This is a genomic window from Shewanella sp. Sh95, from assembly GCF_001308045.1.
GTDB classification, from domain to species: Bacteria; Pseudomonadota; Gammaproteobacteria; order Enterobacterales; family Shewanellaceae; genus Shewanella; species Shewanella xiamenensis.
On the sequence record NZ_LGYY01000191.1, the window covers coordinates 25,034 to 45,879 of the forward strand.

Here is a 20,846-nt window from a genome sequence, read left to right on the forward strand (position 1 = left end):
GGCCGAGTTTGTATTATTGGCGCGGGATTTTGGGCCTAGGAAAAATAAAGCCGTTGTTTTTGAATGTAATTTAAAGTGACGGGCAGCAGGGCATCCTGTGGAATTTCCCCCATCGCCAGTTGTGAGCGAATTTGGGTGGACGAAATATCCTGTGGGCTGATATCGACGGTAAAGATGCGTCCATGTTGCGGCGCGCTTGAGTGACTTAACGCATCAAGCGTTGCGTGACGTACGTTTAACTCATGCAGCATCGGGTGCCCTTCGGCTAAATGCCAGCCCGGGCGCTGACATACTACGATATTGGCTAATTCAAACAATTGCTGCCATTGGTGCCAGCTTTGCAGATGAATAAACGAATCCATCCCCATGATAAAAAACAGTTCGTCATCGGGATAAAGCCGAGTTAACTGCTTAAGGGTGACAACCGTATAGGATGGACTGTCGCGTTTAGCTTCGATATCACAGAGCTCGAAGCCGGGTAAACTCGCACATACCTGCGCGACCATTTCGAGCCGCTGCGCTGTGGTCGAGTGAGTGGTGTTCTTATGCGGCGGAATATGGTTGGGCATCAGCAGGATTTTATCCAGCTTGAGACTGGCTTTGACTTCCATCGCGGGGCGAATATGGCCGTAATGTATGGGGTCGAAGGTGCCGCCTAAAATACCGATACGCATCAACACTCCGCCTTAATCTAAGCTGATATGGGCCAGATGACTGTGGGCTTTAGGATCGAATAATAAGCACAGGTGGCTGAGCCCTGTCCAATCTTCATGGCCTAATTGCTTTAGGTTCAGCTCCAGCTTAGACGCGAAGGCAAGCATATGTTCGATTTGGGTGAGGCTTAAACGCTGCAACGTGGTTTGGTACAGCGGTTTACGCTTATCCCAAATTCGATGTTTGCCAAAGAGACTATTTAAGGGCGCGCCTTGGGCCTGTTCACTCTTGAGGCTAAGCAGTAGCTGCAGCTCTTTAAACAAGGCCCAGAGTAAAATCGGCATGGCCGTGCCTTCACCGTTGAGTTGGGCCAGCATATGTTGAGCACTGTCTTGGCGATTATTCAGCAGCGCATCGGTGAGTTGAAACACGGTAAAGCGGGACTGATCTTCAAAGTAGTGGCTTAACTCGTCAGCACCGATAGGCTTGCTTGGACTTAACAGTTGTAGCAACTGCATGGCCTGATCGGCGGCGAGTAAATTCCCTTCGTAGAGGGAGTACAACATTGCGCGCGCATCGGGCTGTAAATTCAGCTTAAAGTACGCAATGCGTGAGTCGAGCCAACGTCTAAATTGGTCGCCCTCTGGCGTAGTGCAAGGCAAATAAATCCCTAAACTATCCAAGGTTTTGAACCATTTACTGTTGGTTTGCTCGCTGGCGAGTTTTGGGCCTTCAAGGATCAGCAACACATCAGGATTTGGCGTTTGCAGCAACGCTTGTAGTGCCGCCGAACCATCTGCACCGGGTTTTGCGTTGGGCAGAGTTAGCTCAATGATGCGTCGACTAGAAAACAGGCTCATGGATTGCCATTCTTGGGTCAAGTCACCCCAGTTAAAACCTGTTTCTTGAATTAACTGAACGCGCTCTTCAAACCCTTGGCGTTTGGCTGCTTGGCGGATCTGATCCTTGGAGGTTTCGAGCAACCAAGGATCATCACCAAAAATCAGGTAGCAAGCGTGAAGCGGATTGAGATGGCGGGAGAGTTGATCAGGATAAACACGCATTTAAACCACTCTCCACATTTTATTGCAGTGCCACATTAATTTGGACCCTGCATTAATTCACCTCTGTGCTGGCCATGGATTGCAGGATCCGGTCGGCCGCCTGGATACGCATTTCTTTGACTAACAGTTCCATTTCACGGCTTTTCGCCAGTGCGGTGCGAGGGTCGTCTAAGTAATCGCGGCGAATTTCAATCTTGAAAGGCTGCGCCTCTTTGCCCGGCAAGGCCACGGCAAATTCGACGAAATAGATAAGCTCATACTCGGCCACATTGCCCGTAGGGTAAAGCGACAGGGTCGAACGCTCTAAGGAGTCGGTGATGAGCCTTAACACAGGCACATCATTGGCGGCATCGACAATCTTGACGTTGTTCAAACGTAACCGCTCACGCACCAAACGGGTGAGTTCGCTGTATTCGTCCGAGCTACTCAAACTGAGTTGATTGAGCTGCTCGGGGATTTGATAGCTACGTTGAAGCTTAAAACCGCAACCTGCGCTGGTCATAAGAACCAGCGCCATGATTGCGAAAGCTAAGCGTTTAATTAGCATAAGTTTTCGCGGTTTCCTGTTTGTCTTGTGGACAGCATCCGTTTATCACAGCAACGATGTTAGTTGGCAACGATGCTGAGCAGTTTACCGGGTACATAGATAACTTTACGAACCGTAACACCATCTAAGTACTTGATGACTTGCTCGTCCGCCATACCCAGCGCTTCAACTGATGCTTGGTCAGCATCGGCTGCGACTGTGATCTTAGCGCGCACTTTACCGTTCACTTGTACCACGATGAGCTTGCTGTCTTCTACCAGAGCAGATTCATCCACAACTGGCCATTGGCTGTCTTCGATACTGTTGGTGTTTCCCAGCTCATTCCACAGGGTGAAGCTCACGTGCGGGATGATGGGGTACAGTAAACGCACTACCGCAGTTAAGGCTTCGCCGATAATAGCTCGGTCTTGACCTGTGGTTTGTGGCGCTTTTTGCAGATGGTTCATCAGTTCCATTACGGCGGCAACCGCAGTATTGAACATCTGACGACGGCCGATATCATCGGTCACCTTCGCGATAGTCTTGTGCACTTCACGGCGCAGTGCTTTTTGCTCGCTTGTTAATTTGCTGACGTCTAGTGCTTCGCTGTTATCCTGCGCCACATATTCGCTGGCCAGTTTCCACAGACGTTTGATAAAGCGGTGCGCGCCTTCAACGCCAGACTCTTGCCATTCCAGCGTTAATTCTGGTGGTGAGGCGAACATCATAAACAGACGCACAGTGTCGGCACCGTATTTTTCGACCATTACCTGTGGGTCGATACCGTTGTTTTTCGACTTAGACATTTTGCACATACCGGTGTAAACCAGTTCGTTGCCGTCTTTATCGATAGCTTTAGTCACTCGGCCCTTGTCGTCTTTTTCGGTAGTGACTACATCCAGCGGAGACACCCATACACGGGCACCTTTATCGTTGGTGTAGTAGTAGGCATCGGCCAGAACCATGCCTTGGGTCAGCAGTTGTTTTGCTGGCTCGTTAGTGTTTACTAGGCCCGCGTCACGCAGCAACTTGTGGAAGAAGCGGAAATATAACAAGTGCATACAGGCGTGTTCGATACCACCAATGTACTGATCCACTGGCAACCAGTAGTTAGCCTTGGTTGGATCTAACATTTGATCAGCCTTTGGGCTGCAATAACGGGCGTAATACCATGAAGATTCCATAAAGGTATCAAAGGTATCAGTCTCGCGCAGCGCGTCTTGGCCGTTAACTTGGGTTTTCGCCCATTCTTTATCGGCCTTGATTGGGCTTTGGATCCCGTCCATCACCACATCTTCTGGCAGGATCACCGGCAGTTGATCTTCAGGTGTTGGGATAACAGTGCCGTCGGCTAAGGTCACCATAGGAATTGGTGCGCCCCAGTAACGTTGACGTGATACACCCCAGTCACGCAGACGGTAGTTTACTTGGCGTTTGCCTTTACCTTCAGCCACTAATTTGTCGGCGATGGCATTGAAGGCGCCGTCAAAGTCTAAACCGTCGAACTCGCCAGAGTTAAACAGCACGCCTTTTTCGGTGTAAGCCGCTTCGCTGATGTCTAACTCCCCGTCAACAGGTTTGATAACCGCTTCGATTGGCAGATTGTACTTTTTCGCAAATTCGTAATCGCGTTGGTCGTGGCCTGGAACTGACATCACAGCGCCGGTGCCATAGTTCATTAGTACGAAGTTAGCCGCCCAAATGGGTACTTGCTTGCCAGTGATGGGGTGAATCGCGTATAGACCTGTCGCGACGCCACGTTTTTCCATGGTGGCTAAATCGGCTTCTGACGTGGTGCTGTTTTTGCACTCATCGATAAAGGCAGCCAGCTCAGGGTTAGTTTGCGCCGCTAATTCTGCTAATGGGTGACCCGCAGCAATCGCTACATAGGTGACACCCATCAGGGTATCGGGGCGGGTTGTGTAGATGTCGAATGACTTGTCACTACCCGCTACACCAAAGGTCATTTCCACGCCTTCGCTGCGACCAATCCAGTTGCGCTGCATGGTCTTAACTTGCTCAGGCCAACCGTCTAAGGTGTCGATATCGTTTAATAGTTCTTCGGCGTAGGCGGTGATCTTAATGAACCACTGTGGAATTTCTTTTTGTTCTACAGGGGTATCACAACGCCAGCAGCAACCGTCTTGTACCTGCTCGTTTGCCAGTACGGTTTCATCATTAGGGCACCAGTTAACAGAAGCTGTTTTCTTGTAAACTAAGCCTTTTTCGTACAGTTTAGTGAAGAACCATTGTTCCCAGCGGTAATATTCTGGGGTACAAGTGGCGATTTCACGGCTCCAGTCATAGCCAAAACCCAGCAATTTTAGCTGGTTTTTCATGTACTCAATATTTTGATAAGTCCATGGTGCTGGTGCCGTTTTGTTGTTGATTGCGGCGTTTTCTGCAGGCAAACCGAAAGAGTCCCAACCGATAGGTTGTAGCACGTTTTTGCCTTGAAGACGCTGGAAGCGGGCAACCACATCGCCTATGGTATAGTTGCGAACGTGTCCCATGTGGAGTCGACCTGAAGGGTACGGAAACATCGAAAGGCAATAAAACTTTTCTTTGTTTGCATCTTCAGTAACTTCAAAGGTTTTGTTGTCGTGCCAGTGCTTTTGCACTAAGGCTTCAATTTCTGAGGGATTATATTGCTCTTGCATCACGCTATTTCCGGCAGTGCCGCCTATTTATTTGATCTAACGCCATATCGACGCGAATAAGATCTGCATAGAATAAACTAGAAGCGATGCATTAAAAAGGTTCTATGAAGGAGTATTGGTTATGAATGATAGAAGTAGTGCGCTACTAGGACTGTATCAAGCCTTAATTAACGAAGTGAAAGCGCAATTTGCGGAAGATAACTCGCTGACTGCAAAGAATTTATTTAAGTCTGTCACTCAAGGGAAGGAGTTTTTACGCCTCAAAGAACAAGCGGGGGAAGATGAGCTCGCCTTAGTGGAGCAATTCTTAAAGCGTGATATTGCCAGCTTTTTGCGTGAGCAAAATGCCGACAGCTTAAGCCACAGCCCAACGGTGATCACCCTAGAAAACACCCTTTGGCATTGGTTAAGTGAAATCACCGACCGCAGCCAAGTGGAATGGCATGAACTGGCTCAAGACTTTAAACACCACGGCTATTACCAGAGTGGCGATATTGTTAGCCAAGGGGTGATGGTGTGCACTAACTGTGGCCATGAAATGAGTATTGAGTTTCCGGGCGTGATCCCCGATTGCCCCGAGTGTGACCATGAAGAGTTTACCCGTGAGGCGTTAACGCCTTAGCCTTGTGGATGCGCCAGAAATAAAAAACGACGCTTAGCGTCGTTTTTTATTAGCCATCAACAGCCTTGGACATTGATATCGTAAAGCGGTGGTGTGTTGGCATCGGCTGCTTGGGTATAGCGGAAATAACATTGGTCATCGTTGACTAAGGTATTAGCATCCAAGTCGTAGCCATATATGTAATATCAATACCTTGATATTGAATGACGAGTTTATCATCTTTCTCTATCCATTTTTCGATATCGGTATTGTCCAGATAACCCCACTTGAGGCGGGTTTCTGCCACACCATCACCATTGAGGTCGATGTCAATAATATCATCACGGCCTGCGACGGCTTGACTCTGTAAGCTGGGCATTTGGGTCTTGGAATAGGCTAAGGTATTTGCGGCTTTTACACTGGCATGGAGTTGCAGCAGACTTTTTTCCCGCGCCTCTTTGCTCAGGCCGATAAATTTCGGCGCGGCGATAACCGCTAAAATCCCGAGCACTATGATAACGACCACGAGTTCGATTAAGGTAAAACCTTGAGTGCGTTTCTGATTAATCATTTCAAATTCTGTTGCTGCTTTTGACGACGGATAAAACCGAGTAACAGCAGAGCTCCACATAAGGCTAACAGTGGTGTTTGGCCGATTTTAGCAAACCAAGTTTGGCCTGTAACCAGTGGAATGGTGGCTCGCAATACACCCGTTTCAAATTGCGGCAGAGAAGCTGTGATATTGCCATGCTCATCGACAACGGCGGTTACACCATTATTGGTGGCGCGAACCAGAGGACGCCCTAACTCAATGGCGCGCATTTGAGCAATTTCCATATGTTGTAATGGACCATTTGAGGTGCCAAACCAGGCATCGTTGGAGACGGTTAACAGCAGATCCGTCCCGAGATTAACGCTGTCACGCAATTGTTCAGGGAAGGCTATTTCATAACAAATTGCCGGCGCAATTTTATGGCCTACCGCGCTCAAGTTCGGTTGTTGATAATCGCCACGCGCAAAAGAGGACATGGGCAGATTAAAGAAAGGCGCAATCGGCCGCAGTAAGGCTTGAAAGGGCACAAACTCACCAATCGGCAACAGATGGTGCTTTTTAAACTGGTTGCTGCCATCGCTCTCATAATCTGGGCTATCTTGCTGTTTCAGATTATGGTTACCTAATACAATCAGTGAATTATAAAAATCGTCATGTTGACGACTGATAATGCCAGTAATGATGGAGGTGTGGTTAAGGTTGGCCACTTTATTGGCATTATCCAAAAAGTCTTGCACCATAGATTCTGGCGCTGGGATCGCTGCTTCTGGCCAGACGATAATGTCAGCATCAAAGTGTTCACGGGACAAATCCATGTATTTCAACAGGGTTGGCCAGAGTGCATCGGGTTCCCATTTCATACTTTGCGGAATATTGCCTTGCACAAGCGCGACCTTGACCGACTCGCCTGTCGGCTTAATTTGTGAAAGCTTAGGCGCGACCCAAGTAGCGGCTGCGATGATGGGCAGTAAAATCAACAGACTTTTGTAGCGCTTGCTAAAACACAAGGCCAATGCGCCCGCAACCATGGCGATAATGAAACTTAATCCTAAGGCGCCAATAATACTCGCGAGTTCCTTTAATGGGCCTTCAGTTTGGGAATAGCCGGCCCAGATCCAGGGAAACCCTGTCATCACCCAGCCTCTGGCCCATTCGGTTAAGACCCAAAGCGCGGGGAAGAAGAGCAGGTTACGCCATAGCGAGGGAGTATTAGTGCGAGTCAACCACGCTAAACCCAGACCCGTTAAGGCTGGATAGAGGGCTAAATAGAGTGCTAACAGCGCCATTAGCCCTACTGAAGCGGCTAAGGGGAGGCCACCGAAGGTGTCCATACTGACATGCACCCAACTGATCCCAACGGCAAAACAGCCAAAACCAAAGCTTAACCAATGGAAAAAGCTTGCTTTAGGGCTTAAGGATTCACTCTGCCAAAGGGCTAACGCCATGGCGATAGGATAGATGATCCAGAAGGAATACGGGGCAAAGGAAAGCGCTGTACTGGCGCCTAAAATAAACGCCAGTACGAGGCGTAACGCACTCAATCGAGACTTTTGTTGGGCAAAAGCCCGAATGTTAGTTAGCACGGATCATTCTTCTTACAAGGAGAGTTATTCTTACGCAGAGGGTTATTCTACGTCTTCACCGATATTGGGATCGGGGAGTTTTACTCTGAGTTGGATTAAACGTCGGGTATCGGCGTTGATAACTTTAAATTCAATACCTTCGATCATGATGCTCTCATTGCGCTCCGGCAAGTGGCCAAAGGCATGGGACACCAAGCCACCAACGGTATCAAACTCTTCATCGCTGAAATGGGTGTTGAATTCTTCGTTAAAATCTTCGATAGGCGTAAGCGCCTTCACCATATAGACAGTATTGCCGACTTTGCGGATTTCGGTGTCTTCAGGGCTATCGTGATCGAATTCATCTTCAATCTCACCGACGATTTCTTCGAGAATATCTTCAATAGTTACCAGACCGGATACGCCACCGTATTCATCGACGACAATCGCCATATGGTAACGCTGGGAGCGGAATTCTTTGAGTAACACATCGACGCGTTTACTCTCTGGCACAACAACCGCTGGGCGGATCACGCGCTCAAGGGAAAAGGGTTCTTCACTGTTTGAGAAACCATAAGGGATCAAATCTTTAGCCAGTAAAATGCCTTCGATATGGTCTTTGTCTTCGTTAACCACTGGGAAGCGAGAATGGCCTGAACCGATAACAGTTGCGAGCAACTCTTCAACGGTATTGTCGATTTGAATCGCGACAATTTGAGCTCGTGGGATCATAATGTCCCGAACACGCATATCGGAAACTTCCAATACACCTTTAATCATTTCGCGGGTGTCTTCTGATATCAGTTCGCGCTGTTCTGCGCCATCAATTACATCAACTAAGTCTTCGCGATTTTGAGGTTCGCCCTGAAATAACTGACTTACTCTGTCAAACCAGCTTTTCTTTTGGGCGTTCGTACTCGGGGGGATATCGTCACTCATAGTTTTCTCATTAACCTTGATAGAGAGTATCTCAGTTAATTATTGTTCCTTATATGGGTCAGTAAAACCTAAGCTTTCAATGAGTTGAGTCTCTAAAGACTCCATCTCTTCGGCTTCTTCGTCTTCAATGTGATCATAACCTAGCAGATGCAGGCAACCATGTACAACCATGTGTGCCCAATGGGCTTCTAGAGTTTTATCTTGTTCACGCGCTTCATTTTCAACGACTGCGGCACAAATGACAAGATCTCCAAGCAGCGGAAGTTCAATTTCTGGCGGTGCTTCAAAGGGAAACGACAACACATTAGTGGGCTTGTCTTTCCCTCTGTAAGTGCTGTTTAGCATTTGGCTTTCACGGGCATCGACGATACGGATCGTCAGCTCCGCCTGTTCCATGCTATTACCAATGGCGGTTTTTACCCAGAGGGCAAATTGTTCTTCACTAGGAAGATAGTCACTCGCCGTGGCGTATTGCACATCTAAGGCTAAATCAAGACTCATGCTTTATAACTTCCTGTTGCGTTTGTGGGTGCGCTTGTTGATTGTCGCGGCGCTCTTTTTCGGCCTTTAATGCCTGCTCTTTACGATCAAAAGCCTCATAGGCTTCGACAATGCGAGCAACCACAGGATGACGCACAACGTCTTGAGACACGAAGAAGTTGAAGCTGATCTCTTCCACTTGGCTTAATACTTCAATGGCGTGGCGCAGACCTGACTTAACATGTTTGGGTAAGTCGGTTTGGGTGATGTCACCCGTGATCACCGCGCGTGAGTTAAAGCCAATACGGGTTAAGAACATTTTCATCTGCTCAACCGTGGTGTTTTGGCTCTCATCGAGAATAATAAAGGCATCGTTTAAGGTGCGGCCGCGCATGTAGGCCAAAGGCGCTACTTCGATAACGTTTTTCTCGATTAAGCGCTCGACCTTTTCAAAGCCGAGCATTTCAAACAAGGCATCATAGAGCGGGCGCAGATAGGGGTCGACCTTCTGGCTTAAATCGCCCGGTAAGAAGCCGAGTTTTTCCCCCGCTTCAACCGCGGGGCGGGTGAGCAGAATACGGCGCACTTCTTGACGCTCTAGTGCATCAACCGCGGCGGCCACCGCTAAGTAGGTTTTACCCGTTCCCGCAGGCCCAATACCAAAGGTAATATCATGGCGCACAATGTTGGCCACATAGGTGCTTTGGTTGGGGTTGCGCGGTTTTATCACGCCACGGCGGGTTTTGATAAATAAGGCTTTATCGTCACCGCTGTCGTCCTGCTCTAGGGCAATGGCTTCTTGAATTGCCAAATGCACTTGTTCAGGGTCGAGATCCGGCGTGCTGCCCTTGACCGTTTGAGTTTCAATATAGAGCTGCTTAAGTAAGTTATTGGCACTTAAACAGTGACGTGGTAATCCGGTAATTTGGAAATGGTTGTTCTTACGGACTATCTCAACGCCAACGCGACGCTCAATCTGTTTGATATTGTCATCGAAGGGACCGCACAGTGAAGCCAAACGGCGGGTTTCTGCTGGTTCGAGATACAAATTCATTGTGGTTAATTTACTGGACAAACAGTGCTCCTATTGTCAAATAACAAGCAAATTATCAAATACCAAGCAAAGTGCTGAGTGAAAGTCAAGTGCGATGTCAGTTTGCTATCGCTGCCTCTTATCAGAAGATAATTTCAGTTTACGAGCCATCTATCATAATTGCTAACGGAAAATCATCAATTACAGCAGTTGTTAAGGCCATAAAATAAGAGGGCGACATTGTCGCCCTCTTTATATAGGTACACTCACCCAAGATTTAAACCCTTAAGGTTTAAATTGAGTGACACCGAGATCATCATCTTGCTTATGCTTCGCCAGAATATCCGATGGGCGCAGGTTACGGCGCAGATCCATTTCATCTTCACCGCGGATAAATTTACCGCGTAGCGAGTTAGTGTAAACGTCGACAATCTCGACATCCACAAAGGTACCAATGTGTTTTGGTAAGCCTTCAAAGTTCACCACACGGTTGTTTTCGGTGCGACCGCGCAGTTCCATCGGGTTTTTCACCGAGGGGCCTTCAACCAGAATGCGTTGCACTGTACCCATCATATGGCGGCTGTAACGCATGGCCTGTTGAGTGATACGGTCTTGTAGAATCGCCAGACGTTGCTTTTTCTCTTCCATATCAACGTCATCGGGTAAATCTGCCGCTGGCGTGCCTGGGCGCGCACTGTAGATAAAGCTAAAGCTGTGGTCAAAACCTACATCTTCAATCAGCTTCATGGTATCGGCGAAGTCTTCTTTCGTTTCACCAGGGAAACCAATAATAAAGTCGGAGCTGATTTGGATATCAGGGCGGGCTTTACGCAGACGGCGGATGATAGATTTGTACTCAATCGCCATATGGCCACGTTTCATTGCGGTGAGAATGCGGTCAGAACCTGACTGCACGGGTAAGTGCAAGAAACTCACTAATTCAGGCGTATCTTCGTAAACGTCGATGATATCCTGGGTAAATTCAATCGGGTGACTGGTGGTGAAGCGAATACGGTCGATGCCGTCGATAGCGGCAACATAGCGTAATAGCTCGGCAAAGGTACAGATCCCGCCATCGTGGGTTGCGCCACGGTAGGCATTGACGTTTTGACCGAGCAGGTTAACTTCGCGCACACCTTGTTCTGCCAGTTGGGCAATTTCAAGAATGATGTCGTCCGATGGGCGGCTGACTTCTTCACCACGGGTATAAGGTACCACGCAGAATGAACAGTATTTGCTACAACCTTCCATAATTGACACAAACGCCGTTGGGCCTTCGGCGCGTGGTTCGGGAAGACGGTCAAATTTTTCGATCTCAGGAAAACTCACATCGATCACTGCTTTATCGCCGCGGCGTACTTGTTCGATCATCTCCGGTAGACGGTGAAGCGTCTGTGGGCCAAAGATGATGTCAACACAATGAGCTCGGTCTTTAATCGCTTTACCTTCTTGAGATGCAACACAGCCACCCACACCAATAATCAGGTCAGGATTTTTATCTTTGAGTGTTTTCCAACGACCTAACTGATGGAACACTTTTTCCTGTGCTTTTTCACGGATAGAACAAGTGTTCAGCAGCAGAATATCTGCTTCTTCTGCTTCTTCAGTTAAGGTGTAACCTTGGTATTCGCCTAAAAGATCCGCCATCTTAGATGAGTCGTACTCATTCATTTGACAGCCCCAAGTTTTAATATGGAGTTTTTTGCTCATCAGTTGTGTTGCCCTACGCTGCCCTGTAAAAAGAGTCCCGAGCCGTCGTTGCCTTGTAAAAAGACCAACAGACCGCCCAGTCAAAATAGCGCGACATTTTACCCGCAGTTGTGGCTGCTGACCAGCGTTGTCCACATTTTTACTCGCTAATCCTATCGGATTATGATACCCACAAAGAAGCTAGGTTTATCGCTATTGATGGGTTTTAGGTGATTTATTCTTGGTGACTTAGTGCAGCATTTGCCATTGGCAACAAGCTATTGCTGGAGCAAATGCCAATGTCTTCACGGATTTAGAGTCGAAATACGTTCAACATTTCCGTGGTGTAGTGATATAGGGCATAATCGAGCCTGTTGCGGTAACTGACGGTAACGTTTACATGGTTGGTGTGGCAGCCAATGCATTATTTATAGCGCAGCTGTTGCGAATGGCGATGGTGTGACAAGGTGCATTTGACAAGTCTAAACAACAATATGAGTGGTAATTAAGATGAGCCGAACAATGAGCCAAACACAGCAATCTGCACCGATAACATCAGAGACTCAATCCTTTGATGTGGTTTTAGTCGGTAGCGGCATGGTGGGCGCGGCAACGGCGATTGGTCTTGCACAGCAAGGACTTAACGTTGCTGTAGTTGAGTCCTTTACGCCCGAGGCTTATTCTCCAGAGCAGGCATTAGATGTGAGGGTTTCGGCAATAAGCGTTGCCTCTGAACATTTACTTGAGCAGTTAGGCGCATTAGACAGCTTACTTAAGATGCGTAATGTGCCTTATCTTGGCTTAGAGACTTGGGAGCTTGATGGCTGTATTACCCAATTCCATAGCTCACAAATCGGCGCTAGCCATTTAGGCCATATCGTTGAAAACCGTTTAGTGCAGCTCGCCCTGTGGGAGCAAATGCAGCAATGGGAAAATATTCAACTCTTTTGCCCTGAGCGCGTTGCCCACTTTGCGCGTGGCGTTGATACGGTAAGCGTGCACTTACAATCCGGTTATTCACTTGAGGCTAAGCTGTTGGTTGGCGCTGACGGTGCGAATTCTCAAGTACGCCAATGGGCGGGCATTGGGATTTCGGGTTGGGACTATGCTCAATCGGCCATGCTGATTAATATCCAAACCGCCCAAGGTCAACAAGATGTGACTTGGCAGCAATTTACACCTAGCGGCCCACGTTCCTTGTTACCTTTACCCGGTAATCATGCCTCGTTAGTTTGGTATGATGATGCCAATCGCATCAAACAGTTAATGCAACTGAATAATAAACAGTTGGCCGACCAAATTCGCCAGCATTTTCCATCTCGTTTAGACAGTGATTTTACGGTTGAGGCCAAGGGCAGCTTTGCGCTCACGCGCCGGCATGCTCAGGCTTATTTTAAGCCAAATGTGGTGATTTTAGGGGATGCAGCGCACACCATTAATCCGCTTGCTGGTCAAGGGGTTAACCTTGGATTTAAAGATGTTGGAGCTTTATTGACAGCCATCAAGACGGCATTAACTGAGGATAAACCATGGTGGTCAACCGAGGTATTAAGCCAATATCAAGCAAAACGTTACCTTGATAATCAGCTGATGATGACCACTATGGATGTGTTTTACGCTAGCTTTAGTAATGATATTTTGCCGCTTAAATTACTTCGCAATGGCGCATTAAAATTGGCCAATATCAATTCTCCCATCAAACAAACTGTACTTAAGTATGCGATGGGGCTCAATTAGTTCCTCGTTGTGAGCACTTGCTTACTCGGTATTTGTTGACTTACGCATTGAGTGCTAAAATGCCGCGTTTTTAACGAGTATAAGCGGCATTATTAGCTCAATATGGTCGACCTGTGTGCTTTGCCATCGACCAATTAACGCAGTATTGAGTGCCATTAGTGAGTGTCATGAGCGAAATTAAATTAATCGTAGGGCTTGCCAATCCGGGTACTGAATATGCCCAGACTCGCCATAATGCGGGTGCTTGGTATGTGGAAGAATTAGCCCGTATTTGTGGTGTGAGCTTAGTCGCCGATAGCAAGTATTTTGGCCTGACAGCCAGAGCCGTATTACACGGTAAAGATGTGCGTTTACTCATACCGACTACCTATATGAACTTAAGTGGTAAAGCCGTAGGTGCTTTAGCTAATTTCTTTCGTATTACACCTGAAGAAATTCTGGTGGCCCACGATGAGCTGGATATGCCACCGGGCGTGGCTAAATTTAAACTCGGTGGCGGCCATGGTGGTCATAACGGTTTAAAAGACATTATTGCCAAATTAGCCAATGATAAAAACTTCTATCGTTTACGGATTGGGATTGGTCATCCCGGCGATAAAAATAAAGTCAGTGGTTACGTACTGGGTAAGGCTCCCGCGAAAGAGCAAGAGCTGATCAATGCTGCCGTAGACGAAGCCGTTCGCTCAACTGAAATTTTATTTAAAGAGGACATGGTGAAAGCCATGACTCGATTACACTCCTTTAAAGCGGAGTAATATTTGGGTAGGCGCTTTGTTATAGGTCGCTATTCAAACGTCAAGACGATTTATCAATGTGCTGCCAAGGGGCAGTGCGACTAAAACTTGCTGGTGAGTGTGACTTGCCAGCCAATCATCGAGAGAAAGGTAAGAATATGGGTTTTAAATGCGGCATTGTTGGTCTTCCTAACGTAGGTAAATCAACGCTTTTTAATGCGTTAACTAAGGCTGGCATCGAAGCGGCAAACTTCCCGTTTTGTACCATTGAGCCAAACACTGGTGTAGTGCCTGTGCCGGATCCTCGTTTAGATGCGCTGGCGGCAATTGTTAATCCTCAACGTATACTGCCAACCACTATGGAGTTCGTGGATATCGCTGGCCTAGTTGCAGGCGCTTCTAAAGGTGAAGGTTTAGGGAACAAGTTCCTTGCTAACATCCGTGAAACCGATGCTATTGGTCATGTGGTACGTTGTTTTGACGATGACAACATCGTTCACGTTGCAAATAAAGTGGATCCTGCTCGCGACATCGAAGTGATCAATACCGAGTTGGCGCTTGCCGACTTAGATAGCTTAGAGCGCGCCGTTATTCGTCAGCAAAAACGTGCTAAGGGTGGCGATAAAGACGCTAAGTTTGAGGTTGAGGTTCTTGAGAAAATGCGTCCAGTGCTCGATGAAGCCAAAATGCTGCGCTCGATGGATCTTTCTAAGGAAGAATTAGAAGCTGTTGCTTACTTAAATTTCTTAACCTTAAAGCCAACCATGTACATTGCCAACGTGGCTGAAGATGGGTTTGACAATAACCCACACTTAGATGCAGTGCGTGCCATTGCTGAAAAAGAAAACGCCATTGTGGTTTCAGTGTGCGCTGCAATTGAATCAGAATTGGCTGAAATGGATGTTGAAGAACGCGATGAGTTTATGGCAGACCTTGGGTTAGAAGAGCCTGGGTTGGATCGCGTAATCCGTGCGGGTTACCAGTTATTGAACCTGCAAACTTACTTCACTGCGGGCGTAAAAGAAGTGCGTGCTTGGACCGTTTCTGTAGGCGCGACTGCACCACAGGCGGCGGGCGTTATTCATACCGACTTCGAACGTGGGTTTATCCGTGCACAAGTGGTGGCATTTGACGACTTTATTGCCTATAAAGGTGAAGCTGGCGCCAAAGAAGCGGGTAAATTACGTGTAGAAGGCAAGACTTATATCGTTCAAGATGGCGATGTGATGCACTTCCTGTTTAACGTATAAGTTAGTCATTATTGGGCTAAGCTGTAGAAAGTTAGGCAAAATACGGGCAACAGAGGCTGATTTAGTGCATCTGTTGCTCAGTTTGGTGAAGTAATAGCCGAACGGTTTGTATCAAGGAAAATAGCGAAAAAAAGCTGTTGACCTCGATACCTCGAATAAGCATAATACGCCCCGTTCCTCGCTACGAGGGGCGCGCAATAACGAAGTGGCAATGTAGCTCAGCTGGTTAGAGCACAGCACTCATAATGCTGGGGTCGCAGGTTCAAGTCCCGCCATTGCTACCATTTCGTTATACTAGCTTTTGCTAGCATCGCTTCAGGATGTAAAATTGAAACTGTGCGGGAATGGTGAAATTGGTAGACACGCCAGATTTAGGTTCTGGTGCCGCAAGGTGTGAGAGTTCAAGTCTCTCTTCCCGTACCATTATTTTAAACATCTGCGTTAGCGGGTGATGAAACAAGTTTTAGTTGGGGTATCGCCAAGCGGTAAGGCACCGGGTTTTGATCCCGGCATACCTAGGTTCGAATCCTAGTACCCCAGCCATCATTTCATGTTTCTCAGTTTTTGGGGTATCGCCAAGCGGTAAGGCACCGGGTTTTGATCCCGGCATACCTAGGTTCGAATCCTAGTACCCCAGCCATGGCAATGTAGCTCAGCTGGTTAGAGCACAGCACTCATAATGCTGGGGTCGCAGGTTCAAGTCCCGCCATTGCTACCATATTTAAATCCACGTAAATCAATTGGTTTATCTGGTAAAAATCCAGAGATGCTTGTATGAGTGAATCTGGTACATTTTGATGCGGGAATGGTGAAATTGGTAGACACGCCAGATTTAGGTTCTGGTGCCGCGAGGTGTGAGAGTTCAAGTCTCTCTTCCCGTACCATCAAAATGCAACCTTTACGGTTAAAACAAGTTAATTGGGGTATCGCCAAGCGGTAAGGCACCGGGTTTTGATCCCGGCATACCTAGGTTCGAATCCTAGTACCCCAGCCATAATTAAAAAGCCCGTCCTTTGACGGGCTTTTTGCTTTCTGTCGTTTGTATATGCTTGTCGATTCATCCTCTGGTTACTTCGCTATTTTTCAATCTTCTTCTCCATTGTTAGTGTGTTATGGCATTGCTGAGTGTTTTGGCGATATGAGAATGACTAATGGCTAAGATGCACTTAATTGGCTTAGACAGGTGTTTATAGAGATAAAAAGCCACAGTGTTCAATAAACACTGTGGCTAACACCGATAAAAGTGAAATGCGACTAAAAAGCTCGCCGAGCGTTGAGTCGTGGTTATTGTACGGGTTTTACTTCTTTAACTGCTGTGGGAGCTGCGACTTCGTTCACCGCTTTTTCAAGCACCGTTTCCTGTGTAGCTTTTACATCGCCTGTGGCAACCGCTTTTAGGGGCGCAGCTGCTGGGATTTGTTCTTGCAGTTTTTCCGTGCCAGCTTCTATGGCCTTTTGCTGCAGTTTTTGCGGATCCGTATAGTCAGCCAGTTCTTTTGGCCAGCTTGGAACGAGTTTCTCTGCTTGATTGGTAAACTGCTCAGAGATAATTTTTGGCGAGCCACCCGTTAATAACATCACTGCCATTTGGTTGGTTTCTGAATTCCATACAAATCCGGCTTTTTCGGCCATTTCAGGCACGGGAGTATAAGTCGACACCATATAAAATAAGGGGCCTTCCTGTTGAATTTTGTCGGCAGTTTTTAACAGAGATACTGTGGTCTCATAGTTATCACCGAGTAGCGACTTCATACGATCTTTAATGAGAGGCTGTTCGAATAGCCCGACATCATTAGGATTTAATCCTACGAGGGGTTTTAGCAGTGCCCACATCAGTTGGCCTTGAGGCGACATTAACAGCAGTGGAGCAACACAGGCGTTTAGCATTAATGCGAGCCAAATAATGTTAAGGCAACGCATTTTTTTGAGCAGAGTTGTACCCAAGATGATATTTCCTTTGGAAGTACCAGCAAGTCGCCGGCGGCGGATTGTAGCCGATTGTGATTCTGTAAACGAGAGGGGGAAGAGGGTAAATTTTAAGTGTGATTTTAAGTCCAAATGTTGCTTTTTATCTATATGAATTAATTGTAATTCTCCAAATGTTGCAAAGTATCTTTATTCGAGAGTTTGTCTCCCTTCAAGTTATACCAGTGCTGCTTTTATCTAACGCTACCGTATTGAGTATGTAAAGATTGTAAACTTGGTGCTTTTTGATAATAAATATCATTTACTATCAGCCCATTAATTTTATTTCATACAGGCACTAAGTTCTGCTGTGTTTTGGCGATTTTAGGCAGCAATCCCTGAAATACCTTTTTTGAGAGTCAGTCGTTGAAATTTAAAGTCAGTAAATCATCTCTTTCCTACGCACGCATTATCCATGTCTACGTCTCAATGGCGTTGCTTTTGTTAATGCTATTTTTCGCGATTACGGGGATCACCTTAAATCACCCCAATTGGTTTTCGTCTGCGGATCAAGAGCCACTGCGCGAGCAGTTTGATATTCCCAGTTATTTAATTCCCGCTGCGTCGCAGGAGCCCGAGTGGCGTTTAGCTGCGGGGCATTGGCTTAAAAGTCAATGGGATATGGATATTACCACTGCCGATATCGATGAGGATGAAATCAGCCTAGTGAGTAAGGGGCCTGGTACCTATCGCACAGTCACCCTCGATCTGCTCGACGGCAAAGCCTATATCGAGACCTTAGATTATGGCGTTGTCGCAGTGCTAAATGATCTGCACAAGGGCCGTAATACTGGAAGTGTCTGGGCTTGGGTACTCGATCTTTGTGCGCTGTTGATTATTTTGTTCTCACTCACGGGTGCTTATTTACTGTTACCTCAAACCAAAAGACTAAAAAAATCGTTGTTTTATATGGTGATCGTCAGCTCTGGCTGCGCACTTGTTTATGTTTATTTTGTTCCATAGGGAGAGCCGATTGATGATGCGTCATCTTATTCGCACCACTGCTATCGGTGCGTTGTTTGTGAGTTCTGCGGTATTGGCCGCACCGAAAATGACCGTGGATTTAACCTTGCCAGAAATTACCGAGGGCCAGTATCACAGACCCTATGTGGCTGTATGGGTTGAGGATGCCAAGGGCCAAACCGTTAAAACCATAAGCCTATGGGTATGGGATGAAGGCCATAAATGGCTCAAGGATATTCGTCGTTGGTGGCGTAAAGCCGGACGTGAGGATATGAGCTTTGTCGATGGTATCGCCTCAGCAACACGTCCTGCTGGCCACTACAAAATTGATTGGGACTTAAAAGATGATGCAGGTAAACCTCTTGTTCCTGCCTCCTACACGGTGTTTATCGAAGTGGTGCGTGAGCATGGTGGCCGTGATTTGGTCAGACAAAACTTTGATTTATCGGCGGGGGATTTTACCGCCCAATTACCCGCCACCACTGAAACTGGCGTTATTGATATTCGCTTAAGCGGCATGACTCGCTAAGCCTAGTATTTAACGAAAAGGATATGAAGATGAAATTACGTTTTGTTGCCTTAGTTAGCGCACTGTGCATCAGCCCATTTGCCAGCAGCCATGACCGCTGGATTCTACCTAGCCACTACAATGTGTCGGCAGAAAGTAATGAGGCAGTTTGGATTACTTCTGATGTTTCCGCTAGTAACCAAGTGTTTATGGTTGATAAGCCTGTTACGGCTAGCGATGTGAAAGTGTATTTACCCGATGGCAAGGCGAGTTCACCAAGTTCGAGCTACACTGGCGGCCGTAAATCGGTTTTCGATGTGCAGCTATTACAAGACGGCACCTATAAGTTCGAGAAAGAAGTTACGCCTCGGTATTTTTCGGTTTACAAAGTCAAAGGAAAAGAAGAGGTAGTGCGTAGTCGTCTTGATAAAAAAGCGACCGCAGCTGTCATGCCAAAGGATGCCTATGATCTTAAAGGCTCATTAACCGTTGCTAGGGTTGAAACCTATGTGACTCGCAATAAACCAACCGATAAGGTACTGGCACCTAAAGGTGAATACTTAGAATTAGTACCTATCACGCATCCTGCTGATATTGTTGAGAATGAACCTGCAACACTGCAATTTGTCTATGATGGAAAGCCCGTTGAAGGCGTCAGCGTAGCCATTATGAAGGACGGTAGCCTATACCGTAACAAGCCAGAGGAAATTAGCTTAACCTCTGATAAAGAAGGTAAAGTGGCGATGACGTTACCTGCCGCTGGCCGTTATTTATTACATGCCTCTATCGAGCGCCCAAGTCCTGATAAATCACTTGCCGATAAGACGGTAAGCGAAATCTTTTTGACCTTCGAAGCAGGGCTTGAATAAGCTAAGACTTTATTACTAAAGTGATTAATGCCCACAAACTTAGTTTGTGGGCATTTTTGTTTTTGGCTCTTGCCGTAATTAAGATCGCACTATCATTCTTTACTACTAGCATCTGGGCGCTAGCTTCAGTAAGCTGCAAGGGTGCACAGTTCTTGATGCATCCCACGCGCATAACGATTAGAATAGCGCAATTCCACCCTGATTTTACTGTGTTGACCTTAGCGTCGGCACGGGTTGCTTTTGTTTAAAGGAGACGAAAGAAGTTATGACTAAGGTTCCTATGACAGTTGTCGGTGCAGAACAGCTGCGTAAAGAGTTAGATATGCTCAAGTTTGAACGTCGCCCTAAAATCACTGAAGCGATTGCCTCAGCGAGAGAATTAGGCGATCTGAAGGAAAACGCTGAATACCACGCAGCCCGTGAAGAGCAAGGTATTTGTGAAGCGCGTATCCGTGATATTGAAGGCAAACTTTCTAACGCGCAGATCATCGATGTGACTAAGATGGTGAACAACGGTCGTATTATTTTTGGCGCGACTGTGACTATCTTAAATCTCGATACCGATGCTGAAGTTACCTACCGAATCGTAGGTGACGATGAAGCCAACATCAAAGAAAACCTGATTTCAGTCAACTCTCCGATCGCCCGAGGATTAGTGGGTAAAAACGAAGGGGATGAAGTGTCTATCACGACCCCCGGTGGTTTGACCGACTACGAAATTATTTCGGTGCAATATATCTAAGCCTTTATATCATCAGATTATTTACCATTGAAAGCCGCTTTTAGCGGCTTTTTATTTTTAGCCCAAAACCACCTACTTCAGTAGGTGGTTATCATCATTTGAGGCTTTGCCTGTATACCTACCCATGTTAAATGCATCTTTGATTTTTAGCGAAGTCAAAAGAGGCAAATAACATGAGTAGATACGAGCAAGCATCGCATGTGTTCTGGCGATGTCAATATCATATAGTCTGGACACCAAAGTACCGCTTTCGGATATTGAAAGGTAATGTCGGAAAAGAGGTTTATCGATGCATTCAGGTTTATTGCCATCAAATG

General features: G+C 46.9%; 19 protein-coding genes, 7 tRNA genes and 1 pseudogene. 16 read left to right on the forward strand and 11 right to left on the reverse strand.

All coding sequences use genetic code 11. The features are described 5' to 3' along the window. Positions 1-35: 35 nt before the first annotated feature. Genes nadD through leuS form a run of 4 tightly spaced genes read right to left on the reverse strand, consistent with a single transcriptional unit; the run spans position 36 to position 4,904 of the window. Complete coding sequence (gene nadD, locus AEA42_RS14295) at positions 36-674, reverse strand: nicotinate-nucleotide adenylyltransferase (protein WP_055648084.1); 639 nt, start codon at positions 672-674, stop codon at positions 36-38. A 12-nt stretch (positions 675-686) separates the two neighbouring features. Beyond that, positions 687-1,718, reverse strand: coding sequence for a DNA polymerase III subunit delta (gene holA, locus AEA42_RS14300; RefSeq protein ID WP_055648085.1), 1,032 nt, complete (start codon positions 1,716-1,718; stop codon positions 687-689). Between the two features lie 52 nt (positions 1,719-1,770). Then, a complete protein-coding gene (gene lptE / locus AEA42_RS14305; protein ID WP_055648086.1) occupies positions 1,771-2,265 on the reverse strand; it encodes an LPS assembly lipoprotein LptE in 495 nt (164 codons plus the stop codon). A gap of 59 nt (positions 2,266-2,324) precedes the next feature. After that, entirely contained in the window at positions 2,325-4,904 is a 2,580-nt protein-coding gene (leuS, locus tag AEA42_RS14310) for a leucine--tRNA ligase (RefSeq protein WP_047536928.1), read from the reverse strand. Between the two features lie 121 nt (positions 4,905-5,025). On the opposite strand from leuS, the gene AEA42_RS14315 reads away from it, so the two are divergent. Then, complete coding sequence (locus AEA42_RS14315) at positions 5,026-5,526, forward strand: zinc ribbon-containing protein (RefSeq protein WP_023268299.1); 501 nt, start codon at positions 5,026-5,028, stop codon at positions 5,524-5,526. 56 nt (positions 5,527-5,582) lie between these two features. On the opposite strand, the pseudogene AEA42_RS23060 reads toward AEA42_RS14315, so the two are convergent. From AEA42_RS23060 to miaB, 6 genes and pseudogenes are all read right to left on the reverse strand, one after another. After that, positions 5,583-6,076 (reverse strand): annotated as a pseudogene (locus AEA42_RS23060) (prepilin-type N-terminal cleavage/methylation domain-containing protein). After that, on the reverse strand, positions 6,073-7,641 hold the full coding sequence (lnt, locus tag AEA42_RS14325) for an apolipoprotein N-acyltransferase (RefSeq protein ID WP_055648087.1): 1,569 nt from the start codon (positions 7,639-7,641) through the stop codon (positions 6,073-6,075). The pseudogene AEA42_RS23060 and the gene lnt overlap by 4 nt, the downstream one beginning before the upstream one ends. 42 nt (positions 7,642-7,683) lie before the next feature. Then, entirely contained in the window at positions 7,684-8,559 is an 876-nt protein-coding gene (corC, locus tag AEA42_RS14330) for a CNNM family magnesium/cobalt transport protein CorC (RefSeq protein WP_055648088.1), read from the reverse strand. A 39-nt stretch (positions 8,560-8,598) separates the two neighbouring features. After that, positions 8,599-9,060, reverse strand: a complete 462-nt coding sequence (gene ybeY / locus AEA42_RS14335) for an rRNA maturation RNase YbeY (RefSeq protein ID WP_023268295.1) — start codon at positions 9,058-9,060, stop codon at positions 8,599-8,601. Next, positions 9,050-10,114, reverse strand: coding sequence for a PhoH family protein (locus AEA42_RS14340; RefSeq protein WP_055648089.1), 1,065 nt, complete (start codon positions 10,112-10,114; stop codon positions 9,050-9,052). Before AEA42_RS14340 ends, ybeY begins: the two co-directional genes overlap by 11 nt. A gap of 243 nt (positions 10,115-10,357) precedes the next feature. Beyond that, the gene (miaB, locus tag AEA42_RS14345; RefSeq protein ID WP_055648090.1) at positions 10,358-11,782 is read right to left on the reverse strand and encodes a tRNA (N6-isopentenyl adenosine(37)-C2)-methylthiotransferase MiaB; all 1,425 of its coding nucleotides are present in this window, start codon (positions 11,780-11,782) and stop codon (positions 10,358-10,360) included. A gap of 501 nt (positions 11,783-12,283) precedes the next feature. Between miaB and AEA42_RS14350 the strand changes: the two genes are divergently transcribed. The 10 genes from AEA42_RS14350 to AEA42_RS14395 all read left to right on the forward strand — a co-directional run bounded on the left by AEA42_RS14350 (position 12,284) and on the right by AEA42_RS14395 (position 16,476). Further along, the gene (locus tag AEA42_RS14350; RefSeq protein ID WP_055648091.1) at positions 12,284-13,498 is read left to right on the forward strand and encodes an FAD-dependent monooxygenase; all 1,215 of its coding nucleotides are present in this window, start codon (positions 12,284-12,286) and stop codon (positions 13,496-13,498) included. Between the two features lie 167 nt (positions 13,499-13,665). Further along, positions 13,666-14,253 carry an aminoacyl-tRNA hydrolase gene (gene pth / locus AEA42_RS14355; RefSeq protein ID WP_037431406.1) on the forward strand — a complete coding sequence of 196 codons (588 nt, stop codon included), beginning with the start codon at positions 13,666-13,668 and terminating at the stop codon, positions 14,251-14,253. Positions 14,254-14,390: 137 nt separating this feature from the next. Next, entirely contained in the window at positions 14,391-15,482 is a 1,092-nt protein-coding gene (gene ychF, locus AEA42_RS14360; RefSeq protein ID WP_037431408.1) for a redox-regulated ATPase YchF, read from the forward strand. Between the two features lie 207 nt (positions 15,483-15,689). Continuing rightward, positions 15,690-15,766 (forward strand) — tRNA-Met (locus tag AEA42_RS14365). A gap of 54 nt (positions 15,767-15,820) precedes the next feature. After that, positions 15,821-15,905 (forward strand) — tRNA-Leu (locus AEA42_RS14370). Positions 15,906-15,950: 45 nt separating this feature from the next. Further along, positions 15,951-16,025 (forward strand) — tRNA-Gln (locus AEA42_RS14375). 22 nt (positions 16,026-16,047) lie between these two features. Continuing rightward, positions 16,048-16,122: transfer RNA gene (locus AEA42_RS14380), tRNA-Gln, on the forward strand. A 1-nt stretch (position 16,123) separates the two neighbouring features. Beyond that, positions 16,124-16,200: transfer RNA gene (locus AEA42_RS14385), tRNA-Met, on the forward strand. An 81-nt stretch (positions 16,201-16,281) separates the two neighbouring features. Further along, positions 16,282-16,366: transfer RNA gene (locus tag AEA42_RS14390), tRNA-Leu, on the forward strand. A 35-nt stretch (positions 16,367-16,401) separates the two neighbouring features. Further along, positions 16,402-16,476, forward strand: a tRNA-Gln gene (locus AEA42_RS14395). A gap of 290 nt (positions 16,477-16,766) precedes the next feature. Here the strand turns inward: AEA42_RS14395 and AEA42_RS14400 are convergent. Next, positions 16,767-17,402: a hypothetical protein gene (locus AEA42_RS14400; protein ID WP_047540206.1), complete on the reverse strand. Its 636-nt coding sequence runs from the start codon at positions 17,400-17,402 to the stop codon at positions 16,767-16,769. A 411-nt stretch (positions 17,403-17,813) separates the two neighbouring features. Between AEA42_RS14400 and AEA42_RS14405 the strand changes: the two genes are divergently transcribed. From AEA42_RS14405 to AEA42_RS21895, 5 genes are all read left to right on the forward strand, one after another. Further along, complete coding sequence (locus AEA42_RS14405) at positions 17,814-18,410, forward strand: PepSY-associated TM helix domain-containing protein (protein ID WP_047535327.1); 597 nt, start codon at positions 17,814-17,816, stop codon at positions 18,408-18,410. Between the two features lie 16 nt (positions 18,411-18,426). After that, positions 18,427-18,939, forward strand: coding sequence for a DUF2271 domain-containing protein (locus AEA42_RS14410; protein ID WP_037415282.1), 513 nt, complete (start codon positions 18,427-18,429; stop codon positions 18,937-18,939). 29 nt (positions 18,940-18,968) lie between these two features. Beyond that, positions 18,969-19,787 carry a DUF4198 domain-containing protein gene (locus AEA42_RS14415; RefSeq protein ID WP_055648092.1) on the forward strand — a complete coding sequence of 273 codons (819 nt, stop codon included), beginning with the start codon at positions 18,969-18,971 and terminating at the stop codon, positions 19,785-19,787. A gap of 265 nt (positions 19,788-20,052) precedes the next feature. Continuing rightward, positions 20,053-20,529 (forward strand): transcription elongation factor GreA, encoded by a 477-nt coding sequence (greA, locus tag AEA42_RS14420; protein WP_011071421.1) that lies wholly within the window; start codon positions 20,053-20,055, stop codon positions 20,527-20,529. Between the two features lie 173 nt (positions 20,530-20,702). After that, the coding region (locus AEA42_RS21895) for a transposase (RefSeq protein WP_197278444.1) at positions 20,703-20,846 on the forward strand (144 nt) is incomplete at its 3' end.

What these genes read in the sequence shown, in the direction of transcription:
- nadD (WP_055648084.1), bottom strand. Translation starts at nt 674, where the DNA reads ATGCGTATCGGTATTTTAGGCGGCACCTTCGACCCCATACATTACGGC.
- holA (WP_055648085.1), bottom strand. Translation starts at nt 1,718, where the DNA reads ATGCGTGTTTATCCTGATCAACTCTCCCGCCATCTCAATCCGCTTCAC.
- lptE (WP_055648086.1), bottom strand. Translation starts at nt 2,265, where the DNA reads ATGCTAATTAAACGCTTAGCTTTCGCAATCATGGCGCTGGTTCTTATG.
- leuS (WP_047536928.1), bottom strand. Translation starts at nt 4,904, where the DNA reads ATGCAAGAGCAATATAATCCCTCAGAAATTGAAGCCTTAGTGCAAAAG.
- AEA42_RS14315 (WP_023268299.1), top strand. Translation starts at nt 5,026, where the DNA reads ATGAATGATAGAAGTAGTGCGCTACTAGGACTGTATCAAGCCTTAATT.
- corC (WP_055648088.1), bottom strand. Translation starts at nt 8,559, where the DNA reads ATGAGTGACGATATCCCCCCGAGTACGAACGCCCAAAAGAAAAGCTGG.
- ybeY (WP_023268295.1), bottom strand. Translation starts at nt 9,060, where the DNA reads ATGAGTCTTGATTTAGCCTTAGATGTGCAATACGCCACGGCGAGTGAC.
- miaB (WP_055648090.1), bottom strand. Translation starts at nt 11,782, where the DNA reads ATGAGCAAAAAACTCCATATTAAAACTTGGGGCTGTCAAATGAATGAG.
- AEA42_RS14350 (WP_055648091.1), top strand. Translation starts at nt 12,284, where the DNA reads ATGAGCCAAACACAGCAATCTGCACCGATAACATCAGAGACTCAATCC.
- pth (WP_037431406.1), top strand. Translation starts at nt 13,666, where the DNA reads ATGAGCGAAATTAAATTAATCGTAGGGCTTGCCAATCCGGGTACTGAA.
- ychF (WP_037431408.1), top strand. Translation starts at nt 14,391, where the DNA reads ATGGGTTTTAAATGCGGCATTGTTGGTCTTCCTAACGTAGGTAAATCA.
- AEA42_RS14400 (WP_047540206.1), bottom strand. Translation starts at nt 17,402, where the DNA reads ATGCGTTGCCTTAACATTATTTGGCTCGCATTAATGCTAAACGCCTGT.
- AEA42_RS14410 (WP_037415282.1), top strand. Translation starts at nt 18,427, where the DNA reads ATGCGTCATCTTATTCGCACCACTGCTATCGGTGCGTTGTTTGTGAGT.
- AEA42_RS14415 (WP_055648092.1), top strand. Translation starts at nt 18,969, where the DNA reads ATGAAATTACGTTTTGTTGCCTTAGTTAGCGCACTGTGCATCAGCCCA.
- greA (WP_011071421.1), top strand. Translation starts at nt 20,053, where the DNA reads ATGACTAAGGTTCCTATGACAGTTGTCGGTGCAGAACAGCTGCGTAAA.